Genomic DNA, 21,444 nt, shown 5'->3' with positions numbered 1-21,444 from the left:
AATTTTTCAAGGAGAAACAGGGTGGCAGTGCTTCGCATCCACGCCATGCTCAGGAAAAGCAGGGCAAACGGCCCTGGGGTCAGGACAGTGCTCTGGCTCCAGGGCTGCCCTTTCAGGTGCCCGGAGTGCTTCAATCCAGGGCTTAGGGACCCGGCCGGGGGAAGGAGTATCACGGTTGAAACCCTCCTTCACCGGATAAAATCCATTCGCGGTATCGAGGGCATCTCCATAAGCGGGGGCGAGCCCACAGAGCAGATACCCGGCCTGGTGATCCTGCTGGAAAGGGTTCGAAAAGAGACCGATTTGTCGATCCTTCTCTTTTCCGGACGCACAATGAAGGATATCCTTTGCCTGCCGCAGGGGGAAAGGCTCATCTCCCTCATCGATGTTCTTGTGGACGGCCCCTATGATCCCTCCTGTGCCAACCCTCCGGGAGCTTGGCCATCTTCAGCGAGCCAGACGATCCATATTCTCAGTCCCCGCTACGCCCTGAGCGATTTCTCCAGCCTGCCTGCCCTTGAGCTGATCATCACCGAAGACGGGGAGGTGGTACAGAGCGGTCTGGGAACTGTTAAGTTTTAGAATCAACGCTTCCACGATTCGCGCTGGATGCAGAGGTATATTTTGTAAATTGTAAATCGCATTGACAATTTGCAGCAAAAATTTTAATATATAGACATGATTCCAAGAGATCTTTCCTCAAAATTAAGAGAACTCTCCGGGCAGTATCCTGTCGTGACACTCACCGGCCCGAGACAATCAGGCAAAACAACACTTGTAAAAGCTGTTTTTTCTGACTGGAGATATGTTTCTCTTGAAGAGCCGGATGTCAGGGAGTTTGCCTTAACAGATCCCAGGGGATTCATTGGCGCCTATTCTGAAAATACAATTATAGATGAAGCGCAGCGTGCTCCAGATCTCTTTTCCTACATTCAAACTCATGTAGATGAAATTGGGAGAGAGGAGGTTTATGTCCTGACCGGTTCCTTCAATTTCGGTCTGATGGAAGGAATCAGTCAGTCTTTGGCAGGAAGGGTTGCCATCCTGGAGCTGCTTCCGTTTTCATTTTCTGAGCTGGAGCGGGCGGAAAGATTGCCGGCCTCAATAGAAGAGCTTATGTATACAGGGTGTTATCCAAGAATTTATGACAAGAACCTTGACCCCCATGAGTGGTGTGCAAATTATGTCACAACTTATCTTGAAAGGGATGTGAGGCAGGTAAAAAATATAGCAGATCTTTCTATTTTTCAACGCTTCCTCAAAATGTGTGCCGCGCGCTCAGGACAAATTCTGAATCTTTCAGCCCTCGGCGATGACTGCGGCATTACGCACAACACTGCAAAATCATGGCTGTCTGTTCTTGAGGCCGGATACATTGTCTACCTCTTAAGGCCGCATCACAAGAACTTCAATAAGCGTCTAATAAAGAGCCCAAAGCTATATTTTTTTGACACCGGCCTCCTCTCCTATCTTCTTGACGTGTCCTCTTCACAAGTCCTGATGACGCACGCGTCCAGAGGACATATTTTTGAGACATGGGTTGTCTCCGAGATGATAAAAGGCCGGACACATAGAGGATTAAGAGAAAATATCTACTTCTGGAGGGACAGCACTGGCCATGAAATCGATTGTGTTATCGATCAAGGGGATAGACTTATTCCTTTTGAAATAAAATCAGGGAAGACCGTTTCTCCGGATTTTTTTAAGGGACTTAGGTTCTGGTCAAAGATCTCCAAGACCGATGCAAGTAAAATGTATGTTGTCTATGCCGGTTCGATGGATCAGATAAGAAATCAGGGGAATGTCCTTAGCTGGAGGTCGTTTGGCAATACAATACCGCCTAAAATATGAGAGATAGGGCGGGGTACGCTTTGAAAAATCCTTGACCTGCGGCTTCCGATAGTACTATAGAAGTTAGTGTGTGATGCTTGGGAGTGCTGTTTCGATCCAAATCACAAAAAGCGATTTCCTGTCAGCTATCAGCTCAGCCTATCAGCGCCATGTGGCAGATTTTCCTGCAGTTATTAATCCTGATTACTGCTATTTATGCCGGCCTTGCCGCTTTCCTGTTTTTTTTCCAATCACGTCTCATTTATTTTCCCGCCAGAGAGATAATCGCAACACCTGATCAAATCGGCTTATCGTACGAATCAGTTTCCTTTAAGGCCCCGGATGGAGTCAAGCTCTCAGGCTGGTTTATTCCGGCCGACTCCCCAAGAGGTGTGGTCATATTCTGCCATGGTAATGCGGGTAATATCTCCCATCGTCTTGAGTCTGTAGAGATTTTCCATCGCCTTCGACTCAGCACCCTTATCTTTGACTATCGTGGTTATGGGGCGAGTGAAGGCAACCCTTCAGAAGAGGGTAGCTATCTCGATGCGAAAGGGGCCTGGAATTACTTGATTGAGCATAAGGGACTAGCCCCGTCTGACATTATCCTTTTCGGTCGGTCTCTTGGGGGCGCCGTGGCCGCATGGTTAGCCAGGCAATATACGCCCAAAACCCTTATCATAGAGTCTGCTTTTACTTCAGTTCCGGATTTGGCTGGAGAGCTTTATTTCTATCTGCCTGTAAAATTGCTTTGCAGATACAAGTACAATACCCTGGCCGCCGTCAAGGAAGTTCGATGTCCTGTTCTCATAGTCCATAGCCAAGAAGACAAGGTAGTTCCCTTTAGTCATGGGAGCAGGCTCTTCAAGGCCGCCAGAGAGCCCAAGGCCTTTCTTGAAATTTCAGGAAGCCACAATGAAGGATTTATTACCTCAGGTGATGTTTACATAAACGGGTTTAAGGCCTTTCTTGATCGAGTTGACAGGAATACACTTTAATTATTTGGGGAGTAAATATTCTTATGAACCCGTTATATCCTGCCTTGGAGCGGTTACCTTTTTCCGGGTTTCAAAGCTCACTCATTGCAGACCGAAAGGGGCAGTGCAATTTGGCCCGCGATCGAAACCCTGCAAAAGGCAAACCGCTCCTGCGGCAGGGCACGGCAACTCCGAGGCGCAATGAACCTTTTATATCCCGCCTTGAAGCGGTTACCTTTTTCCGGGTTTCAAAGCTAATTCGTTGCCCTTACCAGAGCCAGTGCAATTTGGCCCGCGATCGAAACCCTGCAAAAGGCAAGCCGCTCCTGCGGCAGGGCACGGATGGCAACCGTTCACGGGAAGGGGATATTTCTTTGAACAGTTTAACGGAAGCCCCCGTAGTTTTCCTGGCTTTTGCTGTGGGGGAAACCCCGGCTCCTGAGCGAAGCGAAGGAGAACGGGGAGGGGGCAAGACTCCCCCATGTCAAAAGCCTTAAGAAAACAAGGGGCTGAAGTGTTAAGTGAAAAGAAATATCCCCTGCCAGTGAACGCTCTACGCAGTGGACCAAGGGTTCATAAGAATATTTACTTTGGGGAATCAATAATGAGGCGGATGTTTCCTCTGTTACTGCTTATGTGCTTAGTGGCTTCGGGATGCGCCGGTAACTGCGTGCGCCGGATGGAAGTCACTGCATATTGCGGATGCGGCAAGTGTTGCGGCTGGGAAAGGGGAAGGTGGAGGTATCTGAAGCTGGATTTCTGGAACCGGTATGTGAGTTCAGGAAAGCACAAAGGCCGGCCTTACTCCGGGCGTACCGCCAGCGGTACAAAGCCGCATCAGCCACGTCCCGGGCTCATTTCAATGGACAGTATTGCGCATCCCTGGATGATTCCCGTTCGACTGATCTTTTTCCCATGGCTCTTTATGCCGCGGGATGGTACCGTTGCGGCTGACACCAGATATTATTATTTTGGAACCAGGATGTATATTCCCGGTTACGGATGGGGCGTTGTGGAAGACAGGGGGTCTGCCATCAAGGGACCTGATCGAATCGATATTTACTTCAGTTCCCACCAAAAGGCCCTTAATTGGGGCAGGAAGAGAGTGGATGTACGAATAGAGAGATGATTCCGCTGAAAATACTCCATCTGCTGCGTTGCTTCAATTTTCTTGTCATTGCGACGTACGCTAAGTACGCCTCACTCCTCGGAAATCTCGCGCCTTGCATCTGAAACATTCTGAGCGGAATCATATTTCAGGACTTTTTGCGGTATAATTAGAGACAAAGAATAGCGATGGAAAAGATATCCATTAAAAACAAGAGATCGCCCCGGGATCCCGATCTGTATTATTATGTGGGTATTGATGCCGGGTCCGTCAGCCTGAATTGCATCGTCATCAATCATGAGAAGGAAATCGTTTATGAATTTCCCTACGAACGTCACCTCGGCAGAGTGGAAGAAAAAGTTTTGACCCTTATCCAGGGCCTATACGAAAGATTCGGGCAGGAGAGGATCCGGTCCGTCTCCTTTACCGGAAACCATGGGAAGAAGCTTGGTGAGGAATTGGGGACCTTTTATGAATTCGAGACCATCAGTCAGGTCCTTGGCGCCGTTTTTTTGAGGCCGGACGTCAAAACGATCATCAGTATGGGAGGACAGGAGACGGCCCTTTTACAGATCAATCATTACGACAGCGGCTGGGAATTGGAATACTTTAATACCAACGGCCCCTGTGCATCCGGCACAGGGTCTTTCATCGATCAGCAGGCCCAGAGATTGGCCACCACCATATATACCAGAAAAACGGATTTTATCCCTGATGAGATCGACAAGATATTGGCCGATTTTATAAAACTCGGCCTGAAGAGCCAGAGACCCGCCAATGTGGCGTGCCGCTGCACCGTGTTCACAAAATCCGACATGATTCACCTCCAGAACAAGGGGGAAAAGCTGGAGGATATTATTTACGGCCTTCATGTTGGAAACGCCAGAAACTACATGAGCACCATCGTCTCCAATCGGGCACTTGAGGAACCGATTCTTTTTGTCGGCGGGCTCTCGTTGAACGACCTCCAGGTCAAGGCCTTCAGGAGCTATTTCCCGGGGTTGATCGTACCTCCCCATAACACCTCCATAGGCGCCCTGGGGGTTGCCCTGGGTGCCCTTGAATCCGGCATGGAGGACCGGGTGGATCCGGATGTGTTAAAAACCGGTGGATTTAAGAGTAAGGTTTCAGTGCCGGTGGCGCCCAGGTTGGCACTGAAACAGACGATTTTTCCGGAGACAAACGAGATTCGGAAAAAATCCTTGCGGAAAAAGACAAGGGTATACCTTGGTATAGATGTAGGGTCCACGACCACCAAATACGCCCTCATCAACGAAGACCGCGAGATCATCCACAAGACCTATGTGCCTACTCAGGGCAAGCCCATAGAGGTCACTCAGAGGCTCCTTTCGTGTATCCGCGATGATATAGGAAAAAGCATTGAAATCGTGGGCACGGCCACGACCGGCTCGGGCAGGAACGTGGTAGGAGATTTTCTGAATGCGGACCTGATCATCGATGAGATAACGGCCCACGCAAGGGGCGCGGTGGAGATATGCCCTGAGGTGGACACTATCTTTGAGATCGGGGGGCAGGACTCCAAATACATCTCTATTGCCAATACCTATCCCCTTGATTTTGACATGAATAAAGTGTGTGCTGCCGGCACGGGTAGTTTTCTGCATGAGCTGGCCAATAAATACGGGATCAATATCGTGGGCGAATTTCAGGAGATTGCGCTTTCGTCGGACAGGCCTGTCAAGCTGGCTGAGAGATGCACGGTATTCATGGAATCAGACCTTGTGTCTTATCATCAGAAGGGCGTAGAGAGAAAAAATCTAATAGCAGGACTGTGCTATGCCATTGTCTATAATTATCTGAACCGGGTGGTCGGAAAGCGAAAAATAGGGCATAAGGTCATGTTCTTGGGCGGTCCTTCTTTAAATAAGGGGGTTGTTGCCGCCTTTGAAAACATCCTTGGACGCGGTCTTCTGGTTCCCAGGCACAGAGAGGTCTTGGGTGCCTATGGCGCTGCTGTGAGTGTGCAGGAGAAAATGCGCCTTGAAGAAAGGGACAGAAGTACCTTCAGGGGTCTTGACAGCGCCATAAAAGACCGGATGGAGTATACTGAAAAAATATGCCGTGCAGACCCTCACTGCCATAACAGATGCAAGCTTAAAGTCTATAATTTTGACGGTCGCCGCAGTATCTGGGGCGGGGAGTGCGGTCGCTATGAATTGACAAGAGGCACCGGACCCAGGAAGGAGAACTTCTTTAAATTGAGGCAGGAGGTCTGGCAGTCATACATGGCCGGGGTTTATACGGATTTGCAGGATGAACCCCTGATGGAGATCGACAATCGACCAACCGTAGGTATGCAGAGGGCCCTTTATGGCCACCAACTGGGTATTATGTGGGCCCATTTTTTTGACCGGCTCGGATTCCGGCTTGTCATGAGCCCGCCAACCAATGCACATATCTCCGAGACCGGGACAGAGATAATTGCGGCCGAGACCTGCTATCCGGTAAAGGTCTCCCATGGTCACATCAAGGAACTGGCAGGAAAGACAAGATACCTTTTCCTTCCAAGCATAATCAACATGCCTACGCCTGAGCCTTCGGAAGCCGGGTATTATTGTCCCATGTCCCAGAGCAATTCCTATATGGTCCGTATGGCCCTCGAACTTGACCCGTCGTCTGTTTTGAGCCCGGTAATTCATCTGAAATACGATCCCGAACTCCTGGCACTGGAGATTTCAGGGCAGATACAGTCAAAGCTCGGCGCAAGTGGGGCCGAGATAAAAAAGGCCCTTTATCATGCCCTGGACAGGCATAATCGGTTTGTAACGGAGCTTTACCGGAGAGGTCAGAAAATCCTTGAAGACCGGGATCCTGATGAGCCAATCGTGGTAGTGACAGGTCGCCCATATAATCTTTACGATGAAAGATTAAATTTGAGGCTCGGCCGGAATTTGAGCAAGATCGGAGTAACCGCGCTTCCCATGGATTTCATAGACGTTTCATCGGTTGACCTTTCGGATTTTCCTTCAATGTATTGGGGACTTGGTGCCCAGATCTTGAGGGTTGCCAGATTCATAAAGGAGCGTCCAAACTGTTTCGGTCTCCATTTGACCAATTTCGGGTGCGGGCCGGACTCTTTTATCGAGCATTTTTACAAATATATCATGGGAGATAAGGCCTATCTGATCCTGGAGCTTGACGAGCACAGTGCCGTAGCAGGTGTTATGACCAGGCTGGAGGCTTACAGGAACGTTATAGAGAATACCATGCAGAAATCCAGGTCAGATATGAATCTTGACTTAAGAGCGGCAAATTAAAAAAAATGGAATCAGAAAAAGTTGTAGATTTCCGGTCGCTCACCAGAAATGTGGGCCGCTTTGATCTCAGGAACAAGACATTCCTGATTCCTCAAATGCACAGGATAGGAGTACATCTCGTTGCGGCGACATTCAGGGGGTTCGGCATTAATGCAAAGGTTATGGACACCTGTAAGGGCCTTGATCTTGGAAAGGAATACACTTCCGGAAAAGAATGCTATCCCTGCCAGATCACGACAGGAGATATCCTCTATTTCTTAAAAGAAGAAGAGAAGAGGCTGGGAAAGGACTTCAATCCGGGAAATTACGTATATTTTATGCCGGAATCGGGCGGACCGTGCCGTTTCGGCATGTACAACAAGTATCAGCGAATTATCCTGGATTCCTTTCCTGAGCTGAAGGATGTAAAGATCGGTTCCCTTACCACAAGTGATGGTTACTCGCTCGCCGGAATAATTGAGAAGGAACGGGTGAGAGACCTCAGGAAGGCCGCCTATTTTTCTATTGTGATAGCCGACATACTCGACAGGTTGCTCTGGAAAATCAGGCCGTATGAAAAAGAACCCGGTATGACGGATGATTTTATCGAGAGATCCATGCACATCATGGAAGATTCGTTTGAGAAATACGGGGCCAATAAAGACTTTGATAAGATACTAGATAAACTGGAAGAGATTATCGATGAGGGAAAATCAATCATTGATCCCGGCATCCCTCCCAAGCCGCTTATCGGGATCGTTGGCGAGATTTACGTAAGGACACATGTCCAGGCAAATCAGGACATTATCAGGGTCCTGGAAAGATACGGGGCCGAGGTGATTAATGCATCTGTTGCCGAATGGATGAATTATACGGCCTATGACAGATTCAGGGAGGCGAAAGCAGGATTTCAATTCAGCCTGAAACAGCTCCGCCCGGGGCCCATGAGGGAGTATTTAAAAAAGATAATCAGCTTCGGGGGGGATCTTTTATATCAAGAACTCAGACAAAAGAAGGCATACAAGAGGGCCAGATCGCTGATTGACCTGGCCGAAGACCATAAAGTGGCAGATCTGGATAATATCCTTCAGGAAAAGGACCTGTTTTGTTTTGATGTGGGCACGGAGGCCTGCTTAAGTATTGCCGGAATCGTGGAATATGCCAGGGAAGGATATAACGGCGTGGTGAATGTCTATCCCTTTACCTGTATGCCCAGTACGGTTACCTCAGCCATCGTAAGGCCTCTTATGAACAAGCTGAGAATTCCATACCTGGATGCCCCCTACGACTCCGGCTTCCAACCCGGAAGGGAGGCGGCCATCAGGACCTTCATGTACCAGGCGTATCAACATCTCAAACGAAATGGCAGAAAAAGGCGAACATAGCTGGAAATTGTACAACTTCCATCAAACAGCGCAACCTCCGGGCGCTCCGCTGCGCCAAGGATCTGCAAGAAATGCTCAAAGTCGCTTTGAAACAAAAAACCGGCATACCCCTCTCCGGCCTGCAAGGAACTAAATAGTCAGGATCAGTGAACTGAGCAGGAAATACATGGATCATAGGCCCTGACAAGCATCCGAGAGAGTCTTTCTATCTCTTTTCCCTCCATTCCCTGTACCATCAACTCATTAACCAGCTTGCGGAGATCATAATATATATTGCCGTTATTCTGATTGGTAGGGATCACACAATCTGCTTTCTCAATCTTTCCCCCTTCGCTGATCCGGTAGTAGTGATAGAGGGTCCCGCGCGGAGCCTCCACCGCCCCGGTTGCCTTGCATTGCCTTACTTTATAATGTATTGAAAATTCAGAGGTATCTGAATCGATCAATTCTGGGAGCAACTCTTTTGACTCATACATGACATGAAAGCACTCCACAAGTTGAGCTAGGTTATAGAAGTAAGGATTATGGACCCCTGGCCTTAAATTCAACCCCTCGGCTGCCTCTTTTGCCTTTGGATGCAGTAGGTCATAATTGTTGTTGAACCTTGCTAACGCACCTACTGCAAAAGATTCCCTGCTCAACCTCGTCAATTTTGAGTTGGAGAAGTCCCCAATGTATTCATTCGTCATGGAACGATATTCGTCTTCTTTTTTGCAGATACCATCACTTGAAATGAGATTCCCCCCGATAAACGGGTATCTGTTAACTCCTCTTAGCGATACTAATTCAGTCTCTCTGACAAAATCCGGTATCTTGAATCCCTTGAAGAAATCAAGCGCCTTCCACAGATATGGGATAGTAGCATCAAGGTCTTTAGCCAATTCTCTTAATTGCATCTTGCGTGGAATTCGTGTCAGACCGCCGATCTTTATGGCTATTGGATGCGTGCTCCTACCTACCAGAAGGTCAGCGGCCCTGTTGGCAAACCTCTTTATTTTGACTGCAGTCTCAGCCACTTCCGGATGCGTCTGCATTAGCGGAATCACGCTGGATACATTGAGAAAGTCAGGCGCTACCAGAAAAAAGAGGTGGAGGCTATGACTCTGCAGGGTCTCGGCATGTATGGCAAGGAGCCGCACCTTATGCGCCGGCTCCGGAATCCGGATCTTCAGTGCCCTTTCTATGGCTCTGGCACTGGCCAAGGCGTGTGAAATGGAACATATGCCGCAAATCCTGGCCGCAAGGATCGGGGTCATTTCAATGGAAAGCCCCTTGAACATTACCTCAAAAAACCTGGGAGTCTCTACTATGGCCCAGGTACATTCAGCCAGCTTTCCGTCTTCGACCCGTATCCTGATATCCCCGTGCCCCTCGACCCGGCACAGATGCTTGATATCTATATTTAACGATTTTAATGTTTTAACAGTCACTATTTAGAATCCCACTAAATGCGTTAAAAAATTTAACCCGTTCTACAATATGTTCCTCAGTAAATCCCTTTTCTCTGAGTATCTCCATGAGCGATTCAAAGTTCGCCTCTTCCGAAGGCCCGCGGCAACCCCAACAACCAAGCCGATTCCGGGGACAGACGGCATTACAGCCAGCGCGTGTAACAGGTCCAAGACACATCATTCCCATATCGAGCACACATGAATTGAGACGTTGTTTACATTCAACGCAGACTGGATATTTTGGAAATTGTGGCTCTATTCCGAGCACCAGATGGCGTACCAACCACTCGAATTCAGGTTTTGAAATAGGACAACCCGGCAGTTCTATGTCCACATGAACCACGTCCGACACCTTTCTGACCGGCCCGGTATCTACAGGGTGTCCGTCATAGACCTCTTTTACCACATCCGGCAGGGGGAAACGGCTTCTCAGGTTATTTACACCTCCCAGGCAGGCACACGCCCCCATTGCTACAAGAGTTCCTGCCTGTTTGCGGATTTTTTTGAGCCTTGCCACCTCGCTGTCAGTGGTAATGCACCCATCGATGAAGCCGATTTCATAATCTTCACGCCTCTCAGAAGAGATCTCCCGGAAGTTCACTATCTCCACCAGGCCAAACAGGTCTTTCAGGTCCTCTTCCTTATTGGCTATCTGAAGCTGGCATCCCTCGCAGCCGGTGAAATCAAAGAACCCCACTTTCGGTCTTTTAAGCGTAATCCCTAAGTATTTCATTATATTAACATGGATAAGCTATATCGCTTCCTTTAAATTCATCACTGTCCAGTAATCAAATACCGGTCCATCCAGACAGGTGAATGTGGAACCTACGTTGCAACGGCAGCACTTTCCCATGCCGCAATGCATCCTTCGCTCCAGGGAGACAAACATGCGCTGTCTCGGAATGCCTATATCTGCAAGGTGGGTACATACAAATTTAAACATTATGGGGGGTCCACATACAATCGCAAAGGTGTTCTCAGGATCGATCGAGATATCCTCAAACAAGTCAGTGATCAGCCCAACCTTTCCCCTCCAATTTTCATCAGGATTCTGGATTATTGTCAGTAGGTTCAAGTCATATATCTTGCGCCACTCTTCAAACTGGTAATCGAACAAGATCTGTCCGGGCTCCTTTACACCATACAGAATCGTAATGTCTTTGTACTCGGATCTGTGCTCGTTTATCCAGTATATCGGAGAGCGAAGAGGGGCAATACCCAACCCTCCGGCTATCAGGAGGACGTTGCACCCCACCATCTTCTGCATTGGGAAGTATGTTCCAAAGGGTCCTCTGATCCCAACCATTGCACCTGGCTCTAAACGGTGGAGCATCCCTGTAACCTTGCCGACCTTTCGTATGCAGAGTCCAATGAATTCCCTGTTCGACGGAGAGCTCGCAATGGATATCGGGACCTCTCCGCACCCGGGCAGCTCCAACATCACGAATTGGCCAGGGAGAAAGGTGAAATTTTCCCTTTCACAGGGCTCAGATATCCTTATTTGAAAGAGTTTCTCTGTAGCTGTCAATTTGACAATATTGACGACTTCGGATTTAAAGCCCCTTTCTGTCTGCATCAGGACAGTCTGCCGGTTAAAATCCGGAGGCGTTACCATGAATGGCTCCAGGTTTATGTCATGCCTTGAGATCTTTGGATTCATTTTTTCTCTGTCCTGATCAGATCGTCAATCACTGCCTTAGGGCTGATCCCGGCCGGACACGCCTTGCCGCAACGATTGCATCCCACGCATAGCGATTGATTAAATGCCTCCACAAATCCTCTGAACTGATGATAATATCGATATTTCAAACGAATGTGCGCTTCCGGGCGAAAATTGTGCCCTCCGGCCACAGCGGCAAAATCAAGGAGATTGCACGAATACAGAAATCTCCTCTTGGTGGCCTTAGTAAAGGTCAGATCGGTGTCCTCTTCTATGCCGTAACAATAACAAGTGGGACATACCATGGCACAGCTCCCACAACTCAGGCATTTATCTCCCCACTTTTTCCAGACCTCTGACTCGAATTCCAGGTCCATCAATTCAGGTAAGATGCTTATGTCGACCTGGGTCTTAAACTTGGATTTAATCTGCTCTTTTACTATCTTGTAACGTCCTTGATCTTCCTCTGCGACCTCCCTGGCATTGAATTGATTTATTATGATGTAGGCAGTATCTGAATTGATCGCCACAAAATATTTGTCTCCTATGTCGGTCAGAAAGAGATCAAAACCATGAAAGGCCGTGTCCGTATTCATAGACCGGCAAAAACAATCTTCCAGAGGTTCGTGGTCGAGCCCTATTATCAAGGTATTCTGCCTTCGCGCAAAATAGTATGGATTGGGATATACACTCTTCAACATCACTTGGTCGAGCTTTAACAAGGCATTAATATCGCAAGCCCTCATCCCGATGATAACCCTCGGATGAATTGTGTATCGGATCTCTTGTTCCCAGTCTTTGTCTTCAAGACGATAGGTGGCAAGGTCTTCCTTGAATGGTAAGAAATAATTCTTGGGCGACGAATAGGATCGAGTATAATCCATCTCAAGTTCTTCGAAGGAGTTAATCTTCAAAAATCTATAAATCTTGTTTCCTTGCAGGTCCTGATCTCTTGATTTTGGACCAATAACCTCATTTTCCTCCAATAAGCACTCTACCATCTTTTTGAAATTTTCTTTTGTAATCGTCTTAAACAGCATAAAATTACCTGAGAATCTTTTACTCTGTTTATTATAAGAAATATAGAGTCTTCACATTTCTTCTTTTATAAAATACTCTGATCTTGTTTCCAGGAGATGTCAAGAAAAGTAAATATTCGGTGAACCCGCTATATCCTGCCTTGGAGCGGTTACCTTTTTCCGGGTTTCAAAGCTCACTCATCGCAGACCGGAGAGGCAGCGCAATCCGGCCCGCGATCGAAACCCTGCAAAAGGCAAACCGCTCCTGCGGCAGGGCGCGGATGGCAACTTCCACAATGGACCACGGGTTCACCGAATATTTACCCTTAGTGTTTAACCGGTGAAATTTTGAAGGACACTATCATGCGTGCGAAAAACAGCCCTCAGGCACTATTCATATCCCCGCAACAAGTATTGCGGGATATTCTTTTAATTTCTTGTGGAAACGTTCTTTGTGCATCAGCTATCAATGGAATTTTAATTTCACAACATTTTGTTACTGGAGGTATTACAGGAGTTTCTCTCATAATCCACAAATTTATGCCTTTTATCAACTTAGAATGGATTTATGTAATCTTAAATGTACCTCTTTTTGCTCTTGCGTGGATGGCTGTTGGTCGCCGTTTCTTTTTTTATAGCATTTTTGGTGCTCTTTCTTTGGCGATTTCTATAGCATTTATCCATCCCACCATACAATTAGAAGATAAGATGCTTAATGCCTTACTAGCCGGTCTGATACTTGGGATAGGAGTAGGGCTGTGTTTAAGATCATCTGGATCGCAAGGTGGGATGGATATTCTCTCCGTTATGTTACTGAAGAGATTTTCCATAAGTATTGGCAATACAATTTTATTTGTCAATTCCATAATTCTATTATTTATATCAGTAAGTTATTCAATAGAGGCCGTACTTTATACCCTGATCGTTATTTTCGTCAGTTCCAAAGTTGTTAATATTGTTGTTTCCGGCCTCAGTCAGAGGAAAATAGTATTTATCATTTCATCACAATGGGAGAGAATATCACAAGAAATACTGAAAGACATAAGACGTGGTGTTACTATTATCAAAGGTGAAGGAGGGTATACAGGAAACGAGGAACACATTATCTACTCCGTAATTACAATCACAGAAATTGATCAATTAAAGAGACTCATTCATAATATCGATCCTTCTGCTTTTGTTGTAATAAGTGATACGTTAGAAGTAATTAATTACAGGATCGGAAACCAACCGCACTGGTAAAAATTTAACGGATAATACCAAGAAGGTCACGGAATTCAGGTAAATATCCGGTGAACCCGTGGTCCCACGTAACCGTTCACGGGAAGGGGATATTTCTTTTCACTTCACACTTCAGCCCCTTGTTTTCTTAAGGCTTTTGACATGGGGGATGTCTTGCCCCCTCTGCATTCGCCTTACGCTGCGCTTAAGGCGATGCAGTTTCCCCCATAGCAAAAGCCAAGAAAACTACGGGGGCTTCCGTTAAACTGTTCAAAGAAATATCCCCTTCCCGTGAACGGTTGCCATCCGTGCCTCGGCCGCAGGAGCGATTTGCCTTTTTACGGGGTAGGGCCGAAACATTATTTTCCTTTCTTTTCCATGATACATTGAAAATTCCTTGACCTGCAGTGCTGCAGAAATTAGTATACAATATTTAAGAAAATTATTTCGGTCCAAATCGTAAAAAGCAATTTCCTATCAGCTCCTATCAGCCTATCAGCAAATCGTAAAAAGCAATTTCCTATCAGCTGGAATAACAGAAAAGCGGATTAACCCCTACTCTGCAGAATTGTGGCAGGACCATGAGAGGAGATACATCTGCAGCAGAATACAAAAAAATCCGAGAGGAGACGGGTATATGAGCGGACAGACTGTTCCTGTAAAACCTGAGGCGCTGACCAGAAAAAGAGACATTGCATCTATTATTTTATCGTTTTTTTACTTAATATTAGGCTTTGCTCCTGTTGAGGTCGGGGCGCAGGAGACAAACAACTCCTCACATGAGGCACACCTTGCAAACAAAGTTGTTGTTTACATAAGCGGAAAGATCCTTGATACCCACAACGAGCCTGTGCCAGACGCCGAGATAAAGGTATTTGTAGGCGGAAGTGAATATCTGCCCCATGGGGATGCCGGTCACGGTGGCCATGATGCTGGTGGTTACAAGACCGCTTCGGATGGAACTTTTCAGATTATCCTGGATCTTCCAAGGGCGCCCCCTTCTGTAACCGAAATAGTTCTCCAGGTTTACAAGACAAGCTTTGAAAAGCTTGAGGTCCCTGTTTTTGTGGACGATAACTCCGTATTTAACGGAAAATATCATACTCACCTCGACCTTCAACTAAAAAGGACGCTGGGGCCTGCTTTCTGGATTGCCACTACAGTTTTTATTTTTGCCTATATTCTCATCTCCTTTGAGGTGTTGCACCGGACACTGGCCGCTATGTTAGGCGCGGCTACCATGCTCATTATAACCTACACCTTCGGAACCCTGGATCCCGAGTTTCATATCATATCATATGAGCGGGCGATTCATGCCATAGACATGAATGTGGTTTTCCTGCTGATGGGCATGATGATCATCGTGGGGGTCTTGAAGCATACGGGGGTCTTCCAGTGGTGCGCGTACAAGTCTTATCAGTTGGCCAAGGGCAATGTCATAGCCCTTTCCTTGATTCTTATGGCATTTACCGCGATCTCATCAGCCTTTCTTGACAACGTGACCACTATGCTCCTTTTGACACCGGTCACCATAGAGATCGCTCTCTCTCTGGGCATATCTCCTATCGCCTTGCTCATTCCGGAGATCCTTGCCTCCAATATAGGCGGAACGGCGACACTCATCGGCGACCCGCCCAACATTATGATAGGTTCCTACGCCGGACTGACCTTTATGGAGTTCGTTAAGAATTTGACTCCAACCGTGATAGTCTCAATGATAGTGCTCTTTATCTACACCAAATTTGCTTATGGGAAGGATTACGGTAAGGCCAGGATCGAGGATGTGCCTTCTTTCATTGCTCAGCTTCGGGAGGAGTACAAAATTACGGACGGCATGCTGCTCAGCGTGGGGGGCATAATCATGGCCATGACCGTAGCCCTTTTTCTCAGTCATGGTTTCTGGCACATGGAAGTAAGCATAGCGGCCCTTTTCGGAGCGGCTCTTCTTTTTACCTATGGGCTGGTCACAAAGCGCATAGACCTTCTGGAGCTGATAGAGAAAGACATTGAGTGGACCACTCTTCTTTTTTTCATGTTCCTGTTTATCCTTGTGGGGGCAGTGGAAGAGACAGGGCTTTTGTCCATGATCGCCGACTGGGTCATGAACTTTTCTGAGGGCAACCTTACAATGGCGATCTGTCTGGTTTTGTGGGTCTCAGCGATCATGAGCGCATTTGTAGACAATATACCCTTCACCGCCACAATGCTTCCCATCGTTGCATATCTTACAAAGGCGATCCCGGGAGCCGAATCAGGGGTACTCTGGTGGGCGCTTGCGTTTGGGGCCTGTTTTGGGGGGAACGGCACCATGATAGGGGCCAGTGCAAACGTAGTAACCCTTGGGATTGCAGAGGCATCAGGGCATCCCATCAGTTTTTTCGGTTTTATGAAAGCGGCCTTTCTCTATATGGTCTTGAGTGTCGCCCTGGCTAATGTCTGGCTTCTGCTTTTTTATTAGGACCATACTAAACCGAACAGGAGAGCATTCCCTCTCCTGTTTGATCCCGGCTGCCTATTGATGCCTGCAGGTGTCTATCCGTCCAAGGTGGAGGAGCCGGCCGGCCGGATACGTAGCGGCGGCCGATCGCCCTTGGCGCGCAGCCAATTGATGGTCTGCATGACCTTCGGTTGCTGCACAATGCGTCGCTCTATCACATATTTGCCCGGAAAATCCAGAAGCATCACGCCGATCAGTATTGTCAGCAGGCCTTGCCCGGGCAGAAACAGCATGGCAATACCTCCTGCTATCAGTATAAGTGCCAGCAAGTTCTTGCCAAGCAGCAATATAAGGCGGATGGCCCGGTTTTGTTCTTTCCGGCGGGGCGGGTATCGTCTCCGGTGATCGAAGTAGTCGGCGGGAATACGTGTCACGATGATGGGCGTGAAAATTAATGTGCACACAAAGGTGATCACGGAGAAAAGCCCCAACCACCATAACATGGTCTGATGCGCGTTAATCCATTCAAGCATACCGGGTCTTCCGCTCGGCTTGCTTCAAACAAATTTCCTGTAAAGGAACTCGCATTCCTTTGGGGAAAGATCAAACCGCAGTTCTGCTTCGAGTATGATTTCCTTGCGGCTTTTTTCAGGATGCTCCTTGGTGACCTCGGATATCCATTTTACCGCCTTTCGGATGCTCTCACCCTGTGGTAACAATTGCTCCGTGCTCATTCTTGATTCCTCCTGATATTAATTGAGCAGTTTAGATCTAAAACTGGTCGGTTCCAGGTTCAGGGTTCCGGGTTCAGGGTTGACAACCTATGAACCTTGAACCGCTCAACCCGTAACCGCTTCAATAAAACCCTGCCACTCTTCGGGGATGGCATTCCGGTCTTTGAAATATCGCTTAACCTGGCGGTTCAATAAACTGTGCATCTGTTTCATAGGCTATTTCTCCGAAAATGTCGTGATGGTCATGGTCTGGTTATGCAGAGCACATTTAGCAGAGCCCGCCCCGATCTGTTTCCAAAAGTAAGTATTAGTATTTAAACAAGCAAGTCTTTGGGAAGTAAGAGTGTAGGCGAGGAAATCCATCTTAGTCCCCTTTAATAAAGGAGGACTTTGAGGTATCCTCCTTAGCCTGAAGTTAAAGCCAACTGGAGAACCTTGGAATGCAAAAAAAGCCAACCTATGAAGAACTGGAACAAAGAGTCAAGGAGTCAGAAAAAGAAGCCATCAGGCACAAAAAGGCGGAAGAGGCGCTGAAAGAATCACACCGATACACAAGGGAACTAATTGAAGCCGCTCCGGATCCCTTAGTGGTGATTTCGCCTGAGGGTGAGATTACAGACGTGAACCGTGCAACGGAAGTGGTCACCGGATATCCCAGGGACAAGCTCATAGGAACGCATTTCTCAGAGTATTTCACTGATCCCCGGAAGGCACGTCAGGCCTACCTGCAGGTACTCAGGGAGGGACACGTCCGTGATTATCCATTGGAGATCAGACATCGTGACGGAAAGGTCACGCCTGTATTCTATAATGCCTCGGTCTACCATGATGCGAAAGGGGATATAGCAGGGGTGTTTGCCGCTGCTCGCGACATCACCAGGCGCAGGGATGCCGAGCAGGAATTACGAAAAAACGAAAAGAGACTGAAGGCCTTGCTTGCCGAGGTCGCTGCCAAGAATGAAGAGCTTGACTCCTTTGTTTACAGGGTCTCTCATGATCTCAAGAGCCCTATCGTCACTATTGATGGTTTCGTTGGCGCCCTGAGAGAAGATTTCGGGGACGTCCTCTCAGAAGGCGGAGAAAAATACCTAAAGTACATAAGCGATGCCGCACGAAAAATGGAGCTCTTGATCAACGACCTGCTCGCCCTCTCCCGCATCGGGCGCGTAACCCGAAAAAAGACAGAGTTCCCTTTTGCCAGGCTCGTAAAAGATGCCTTGAAAGCGCTTCAACCTCAAATCAAGGCGCGGGGCATTGTGGTTAACATCCAGGAAGACCTCCCGGTCATTTACGGTGAAAGAATGCGATTGGCACGGGCAGTGGATAACCTATTGACAAACGCGATAAAATATATTGGAAAAGAGAATCCATCCCCGCGCATTGATGTGGGGGTCGAAGAACAAGACGGGCAAAAGGTATTCTTTGTCCGCGATAACGGCATCGGCATTGAGAAAAGGGATTTTGATAAGATTTTCCAGGTGTTCCATCGGCTCCCATCTGCAAAAAAACAGGTCGGAGAAGGCACCGGCGTCGGCCTGACGATTGTGAAGCGGATCATCGAACACCATGGAGGAAAGATCTGGCTTATATCAGAGCCCGGGAAAGGAAGCACATTTTACTTCACCCTTAAAAACAAGGAGGCTTGAACATGGATTATGAACCTTCGAACATCTTGCTTGTAGAAGATGAGGAAGCACATGCTGAACTGACCAGGCGGGCGATTCGAAAGGCGGGCAATGCAAACCGGATTGATGTTCTGACTGACGGAGAAGAAGCGCTTGACTATGTTTTCAACCGTGGCAAATACGCTGATAAAGCAAAGTATCCCCTCCCCGGCCTGATAATGCTTGACATCAAGCTCCCCGGCATTGACGGGATAGAAGTATTGAAGCAGATCAAGGAACATCCTGTTCTGAAGAAGATCCCTGTAATCATGCTCACCACCTCGGATCGGGAAGAAGACATTTGCCGATCCTATGTCCACTGTGCCAACAGCTATCTGACCAAGCCAGTAGGATTCAAGGAGTTCGAGGAAAAGATCATGCAAATCGATTCCTACTGGATGCTACTCAACAAACCGCCTATCTTGTCAGAAGCATGAGCGTTTTTATGGCGTGAAATGCCGGGTCCGGAAGGGGTTAGGAAATGAAGCCATTAAACGTTGTGATCATTGAAGACGAAGAGCCGCACTTTCAGCTCATGAAACGGGCCATTAATAAGGAACTCCCGCTTGCTTCGGTCGATTACTTTGAGGAAGGCTATGCCTGCCTTCAAAGGCTCGATGAGATCAGCCCGGATGTCATCATCACCGATTACCTCATGCCCGGCATGAATGGTATCGAATTCCTAAAAGCCTTAAATCGAGAGAATAAGGACATCCCGGTCATCATGATCACTGGCCAGGGGAGTGAGAGCATCGCCGTGCAGGCCATGAAACTGGGGGCCTGGGATTATCTGGTTAAGACCCCGGATTTCTTTACCTTGCTCCCAAGTGTTATTGAGAAGGTGGTTCGAGAACGAAGACTGAAAGACACACTGGGCGAGACTGAAAGACGATTTCGAGATCTGGCTGAAAGTACATCCGACTGGATATGGGAAATGGACGCGGAAGGCAAATATGTTTATTCCAATCCTGTGGTCGAAAGTATACTTGGTTACCGCCCTGATGAGATGCTCGGCAAGTACTTTTATGATTTTTTTTCTCAGAAAGAAATGGAGACCTCAGCACACACTTCTTTACAGGCCATGGCGGCGGGGAAACCGATTTCAGGCTTTGACAATTGTTATATTCACAAGGAAGGATATGTAGTTGTCTTAGAGGCCAAGGGCGTCCCGTTTTTTGACAAAGCAGGGAACTTGCTGGGCTACCGGGGTATAAACCGGGATGTTACTGCACGCAAACGGGCCGAGGAACGTATTCATAGCCTCTCCCGACAACTGATGAAGGCACAGGAAGCCGAGCGGCAAAGACTCTCTCGTGAGCTGCACGATCTGGTGGGCCAAGACCTTTCTGCCTTAAAAATGGGTCTTGACACCCTCTTTGATGATCAGCCGGAAGACCTTCCTGCCATGAGGCAAAGGGTGGCCAAACTCTCCAAGATTGCCCATGGAACCATAATGGCTGTCAGAGATCTGGCCTATGCCTTACGTCCTGTTGGCCTGGATCAGCTCGGGCTGGCACAGACTATCTTCCGGCATTGTGAAGACTTCTCTGCCAGGACAGGGGTCAAAGTCGACTTCTTTGCCGCCGGCATGGAGGATTTAGAACTCGATTCCGATATTGAGATTGCCCTGTACCGCCTGATTCAAGAAGGGCTCAACAATGTTAAGAAACATGCCGATGCCACCGATGCGATCATCAGGCTGGTTGCCTCTTACCCTAACATTATTCTCCGCATCGAAGATAATGGTAAAGGTTTTGACGCTGAGAACCGGTTGGCTTCAGCAATCAATGAAAAACGTATGGGACTTCGGAGCATGGAAGAAAGGGTCGCCCTGCTTGGCGGAAAGATGAGGATCGAATCCCGTCCAATGCAGGGCACAAAAATTCTTATAGAGGTTCCTTGCAAGGGAAACAGTATTGGCTGTCAAGAAAAGAATATTGATTATTGACGACCACCCTCTTTTCAGGGAAGGCCTCAAATCCCTTATAGCGCGCAACCCCGGATTCGAGGTAGCCGGGGAGGCCGGAAACGGGCGGAAAGGTATGCGCATGGCCAGGGAGCTCAAACCTGACCTGGTGGTGATGGACATATCCCTGCCGGATAAAAGCGGCATTGACCTCACCCGCAACATACGAAGCCTTTTGCCGGAAACATATGTCATGATCGTGAGCATGCATTCCAAAATCGATCACATTACGAAGGCATTTCAGGCAGGGGCCTCAGGGTACGTAGTTAAGGAATCGGCTGCTGAGAGGTTTACACAGGGGCTTGAGGCCGTATCAAGAGGCGAGTATTACCTGGACAGCTCTCTCTCCCATAAGGTAGTGAAAAGGCTTGCGGGATTACCTGAAAAGGAGTCAACGATCACAGATGCAAGGTATGAGGCCCTGACCCGCCGCGAGCAACAGGTTATGCGCTTGTTGGCCGAAGGGGTTTCCACCAAGGAGATCGCTGAAAGGCTTTTCATCAGCCCCAAAACCGTTGAGAACCACCGGGCCAATATTATGAACAAGCTCGAACTTCACAGCACCATGAGTTGGGTAGTGTAAAATATTTTGTGTGAATTCTGAAAGGGTAGAAAAAGGCACTTTTCCTTGTAATGGTTTTGATCACCAAAAAATCAAACCGAAAGGAGAAGTGCCATGAACGTAGAAATCAGTGTACCGGAAGTAGTAGAGATCTTCAAGGAGATCCAGGAGCA

General features: G+C 47.9%; 18 protein-coding genes. 13 read left to right on the top strand and 5 right to left on the bottom strand.

Going from position 1 to position 21,444, the window contains the following annotated elements; all coding sequences use genetic code 11:
* Window positions 1-21 precede the first annotated feature (21 nt).
* The 7 genes from C4B57_02220 to C4B57_02190 all read left to right on the top strand — a co-directional run bounded on the left by C4B57_02220 (window position 22) and on the right by C4B57_02190 (window position 8,557).
* A complete protein-coding gene (locus C4B57_02220; GenBank protein ID PXF55838.1) occupies window positions 22-582 on the top strand; it encodes a radical SAM protein in 561 nt (186 codons plus the stop codon).
* A 96-nt stretch (window positions 583-678) separates the two neighbouring features.
* Window positions 679-1,851: an AAA family ATPase gene (locus C4B57_02215; GenBank protein ID PXF55837.1), complete on the top strand. Its 1,173-nt coding sequence runs from the start codon at window positions 679-681 to the stop codon at window positions 1,849-1,851.
* Window positions 1,852-2,000: 149 nt separating this feature from the next.
* Window positions 2,001-2,828 carry an alpha/beta hydrolase gene (locus C4B57_02210; protein PXF55836.1) on the top strand — a complete coding sequence of 276 codons (828 nt, stop codon included), beginning with the start codon at window positions 2,001-2,003 and terminating at the stop codon, window positions 2,826-2,828.
* A 23-nt stretch (window positions 2,829-2,851) separates the two neighbouring features.
* Window positions 2,852-3,304 (top strand): hypothetical protein, encoded by a 453-nt coding sequence (locus C4B57_02205; GenBank protein ID PXF55835.1) that lies wholly within the window; start codon window positions 2,852-2,854, stop codon window positions 3,302-3,304.
* Between the two features lie 182 nt (window positions 3,305-3,486).
* On the top strand, window positions 3,487-3,936 hold the full coding sequence (locus C4B57_02200) for a hypothetical protein (GenBank protein ID PXF55851.1): 450 nt from the start codon (window positions 3,487-3,489) through the stop codon (window positions 3,934-3,936).
* 167 nt (window positions 3,937-4,103) lie between these two features.
* The gene (locus tag C4B57_02195) at window positions 4,104-7,193 is read left to right on the top strand and encodes a CoA activase (GenBank protein ID PXF55834.1); all 3,090 of its coding nucleotides are present in this window, start codon (window positions 4,104-4,106) and stop codon (window positions 7,191-7,193) included.
* Window positions 7,194-7,198: 5 nt separating this feature from the next.
* Complete coding sequence (locus C4B57_02190; GenBank protein PXF55833.1) at window positions 7,199-8,557, top strand: CoA activase; 1,359 nt, start codon at window positions 7,199-7,201, stop codon at window positions 8,555-8,557.
* Window positions 8,558-8,700: 143 nt separating this feature from the next.
* Here the strand turns inward: C4B57_02190 and C4B57_02185 are convergent, their stop codons facing one another.
* The 4 genes from C4B57_02185 to C4B57_02170 form a co-directional block, all read right to left on the bottom strand.
* Window positions 8,701-9,987, bottom strand: a complete 1,287-nt coding sequence (locus tag C4B57_02185) for a Ni/Fe hydrogenase subunit alpha (GenBank protein PXF55832.1) — start codon at window positions 9,985-9,987, stop codon at window positions 8,701-8,703.
* Complete coding sequence (locus C4B57_02180; GenBank protein PXF55831.1) at window positions 9,977-10,741, bottom strand: NADH:ubiquinone oxidoreductase; 765 nt, start codon at window positions 10,739-10,741, stop codon at window positions 9,977-9,979. Before C4B57_02180 ends, C4B57_02185 begins: the two co-directional genes overlap by 11 nt.
* Before the next feature lie 18 nt (window positions 10,742-10,759).
* The gene (locus C4B57_02175; protein PXF55850.1) at window positions 10,760-11,584 is read right to left on the bottom strand and encodes an oxidoreductase; all 825 of its coding nucleotides are present in this window, start codon (window positions 11,582-11,584) and stop codon (window positions 10,760-10,762) included.
* An 80-nt stretch (window positions 11,585-11,664) separates the two neighbouring features.
* Window positions 11,665-12,708 (bottom strand): hydrogenase, encoded by a 1,044-nt coding sequence (locus C4B57_02170; protein ID PXF55830.1) that lies wholly within the window; start codon window positions 12,706-12,708, stop codon window positions 11,665-11,667.
* Between the two features lie 342 nt (window positions 12,709-13,050).
* Between C4B57_02170 and C4B57_02165 the strand changes: the two genes are divergently transcribed.
* A complete protein-coding gene (locus tag C4B57_02165; GenBank protein PXF55829.1) occupies window positions 13,051-13,929 on the top strand; it encodes a YitT family protein in 879 nt (292 codons plus the stop codon).
* 616 nt (window positions 13,930-14,545) lie between these two features.
* Entirely contained in the window at window positions 14,546-16,366 is a 1,821-nt protein-coding gene (locus tag C4B57_02160) for a citrate transporter (GenBank protein PXF55828.1), read from the top strand.
* 74 nt (window positions 16,367-16,440) lie between these two features.
* Here the strand turns inward: C4B57_02160 and C4B57_02155 are convergent, their stop codons facing one another.
* Complete coding sequence (locus tag C4B57_02155) at window positions 16,441-16,878, bottom strand: hypothetical protein (protein ID PXF55827.1); 438 nt, start codon at window positions 16,876-16,878, stop codon at window positions 16,441-16,443.
* Between the two features lie 641 nt (window positions 16,879-17,519).
* On the opposite strand from C4B57_02155, the gene C4B57_02150 reads away from it, so the two are divergent.
* The 4 genes from C4B57_02150 to C4B57_02135 are packed head-to-tail and all read left to right on the top strand — an operon-like array spanning window position 17,520 to window position 21,292.
* Window positions 17,520-18,725, top strand: a complete 1,206-nt coding sequence (locus C4B57_02150; protein ID PXF55826.1) for a hypothetical protein — start codon at window positions 17,520-17,522, stop codon at window positions 18,723-18,725.
* A gap of 2 nt (window positions 18,726-18,727) precedes the next feature.
* On the top strand, window positions 18,728-19,180 hold the full coding sequence (locus C4B57_02145) for a two-component system response regulator (GenBank protein PXF55825.1): 453 nt from the start codon (window positions 18,728-18,730) through the stop codon (window positions 19,178-19,180).
* A gap of 44 nt (window positions 19,181-19,224) precedes the next feature.
* Window positions 19,225-20,691 carry a hypothetical protein gene (locus C4B57_02140; protein PXF55824.1) on the top strand — a complete coding sequence of 489 codons (1,467 nt, stop codon included), beginning with the start codon at window positions 19,225-19,227 and terminating at the stop codon, window positions 20,689-20,691.
* Entirely contained in the window at window positions 20,660-21,292 is a 633-nt protein-coding gene (locus C4B57_02135; GenBank protein PXF55823.1) for a DNA-binding response regulator, read from the top strand. The genes C4B57_02140 and C4B57_02135 overlap by 32 nt, the downstream gene beginning before the upstream one ends.
* The last annotated feature ends 152 nt before the right edge of the window (window positions 21,293-21,444 follow it).

It is taken from the genome of Deltaproteobacteria bacterium, from assembly GCA_003194485.1.
Lineage (GTDB): Bacteria > Desulfobacterota > Dissulfuribacteria > Dissulfuribacterales > UBA3076 > UBA3076.
The sequence above is the reverse complement of the archived record's forward strand: the minus strand, read 5'-3'. Positions and strand labels throughout refer to the sequence as shown.

Excerpts from the sequence above, each read along its gene's own strand:
- C4B57_02215 (PXF55837.1), top strand. The coding sequence starts at position 679 with ATGATTCCAAGAGATCTTTCCTCAAAATTAAGAGAACTCTCCGGGCAG.
- C4B57_02210 (PXF55836.1), top strand. The coding sequence starts at position 2,001 with ATGTGGCAGATTTTCCTGCAGTTATTAATCCTGATTACTGCTATTTAT.
- C4B57_02205 (PXF55835.1), top strand. The coding sequence starts at position 2,852 with ATGAACCCGTTATATCCTGCCTTGGAGCGGTTACCTTTTTCCGGGTTT.
- C4B57_02200 (PXF55851.1), top strand. The coding sequence starts at position 3,487 with ATGGAAGTCACTGCATATTGCGGATGCGGCAAGTGTTGCGGCTGGGAA.
- C4B57_02195 (PXF55834.1), top strand. The coding sequence starts at position 4,104 with ATGGAAAAGATATCCATTAAAAACAAGAGATCGCCCCGGGATCCCGAT.
- C4B57_02190 (PXF55833.1), top strand. The coding sequence starts at position 7,199 with ATGGAATCAGAAAAAGTTGTAGATTTCCGGTCGCTCACCAGAAATGTG.
- C4B57_02180 (PXF55831.1), bottom strand. The coding sequence starts at position 10,741 with ATGAAATACTTAGGGATTACGCTTAAAAGACCGAAAGTGGGGTTCTTT.
- C4B57_02175 (PXF55850.1), bottom strand. The coding sequence starts at position 11,584 with ATGCAGACAGAAAGGGGCTTTAAATCCGAAGTCGTCAATATTGTCAAA.
- C4B57_02170 (PXF55830.1), bottom strand. The coding sequence starts at position 12,708 with ATGCTGTTTAAGACGATTACAAAAGAAAATTTCAAAAAGATGGTAGAG.
- C4B57_02165 (PXF55829.1), top strand. The coding sequence starts at position 13,051 with ATGCGTGCGAAAAACAGCCCTCAGGCACTATTCATATCCCCGCAACAA.
- C4B57_02160 (PXF55828.1), top strand. The coding sequence starts at position 14,546 with ATGAGCGGACAGACTGTTCCTGTAAAACCTGAGGCGCTGACCAGAAAA.
- C4B57_02155 (PXF55827.1), bottom strand. The coding sequence starts at position 16,878 with ATGCTTGAATGGATTAACGCGCATCAGACCATGTTATGGTGGTTGGGG.
- C4B57_02150 (PXF55826.1), top strand. The coding sequence starts at position 17,520 with ATGCAAAAAAAGCCAACCTATGAAGAACTGGAACAAAGAGTCAAGGAG.
- C4B57_02145 (PXF55825.1), top strand. The coding sequence starts at position 18,728 with ATGGATTATGAACCTTCGAACATCTTGCTTGTAGAAGATGAGGAAGCA.
- C4B57_02140 (PXF55824.1), top strand. The coding sequence starts at position 19,225 with ATGAAGCCATTAAACGTTGTGATCATTGAAGACGAAGAGCCGCACTTT.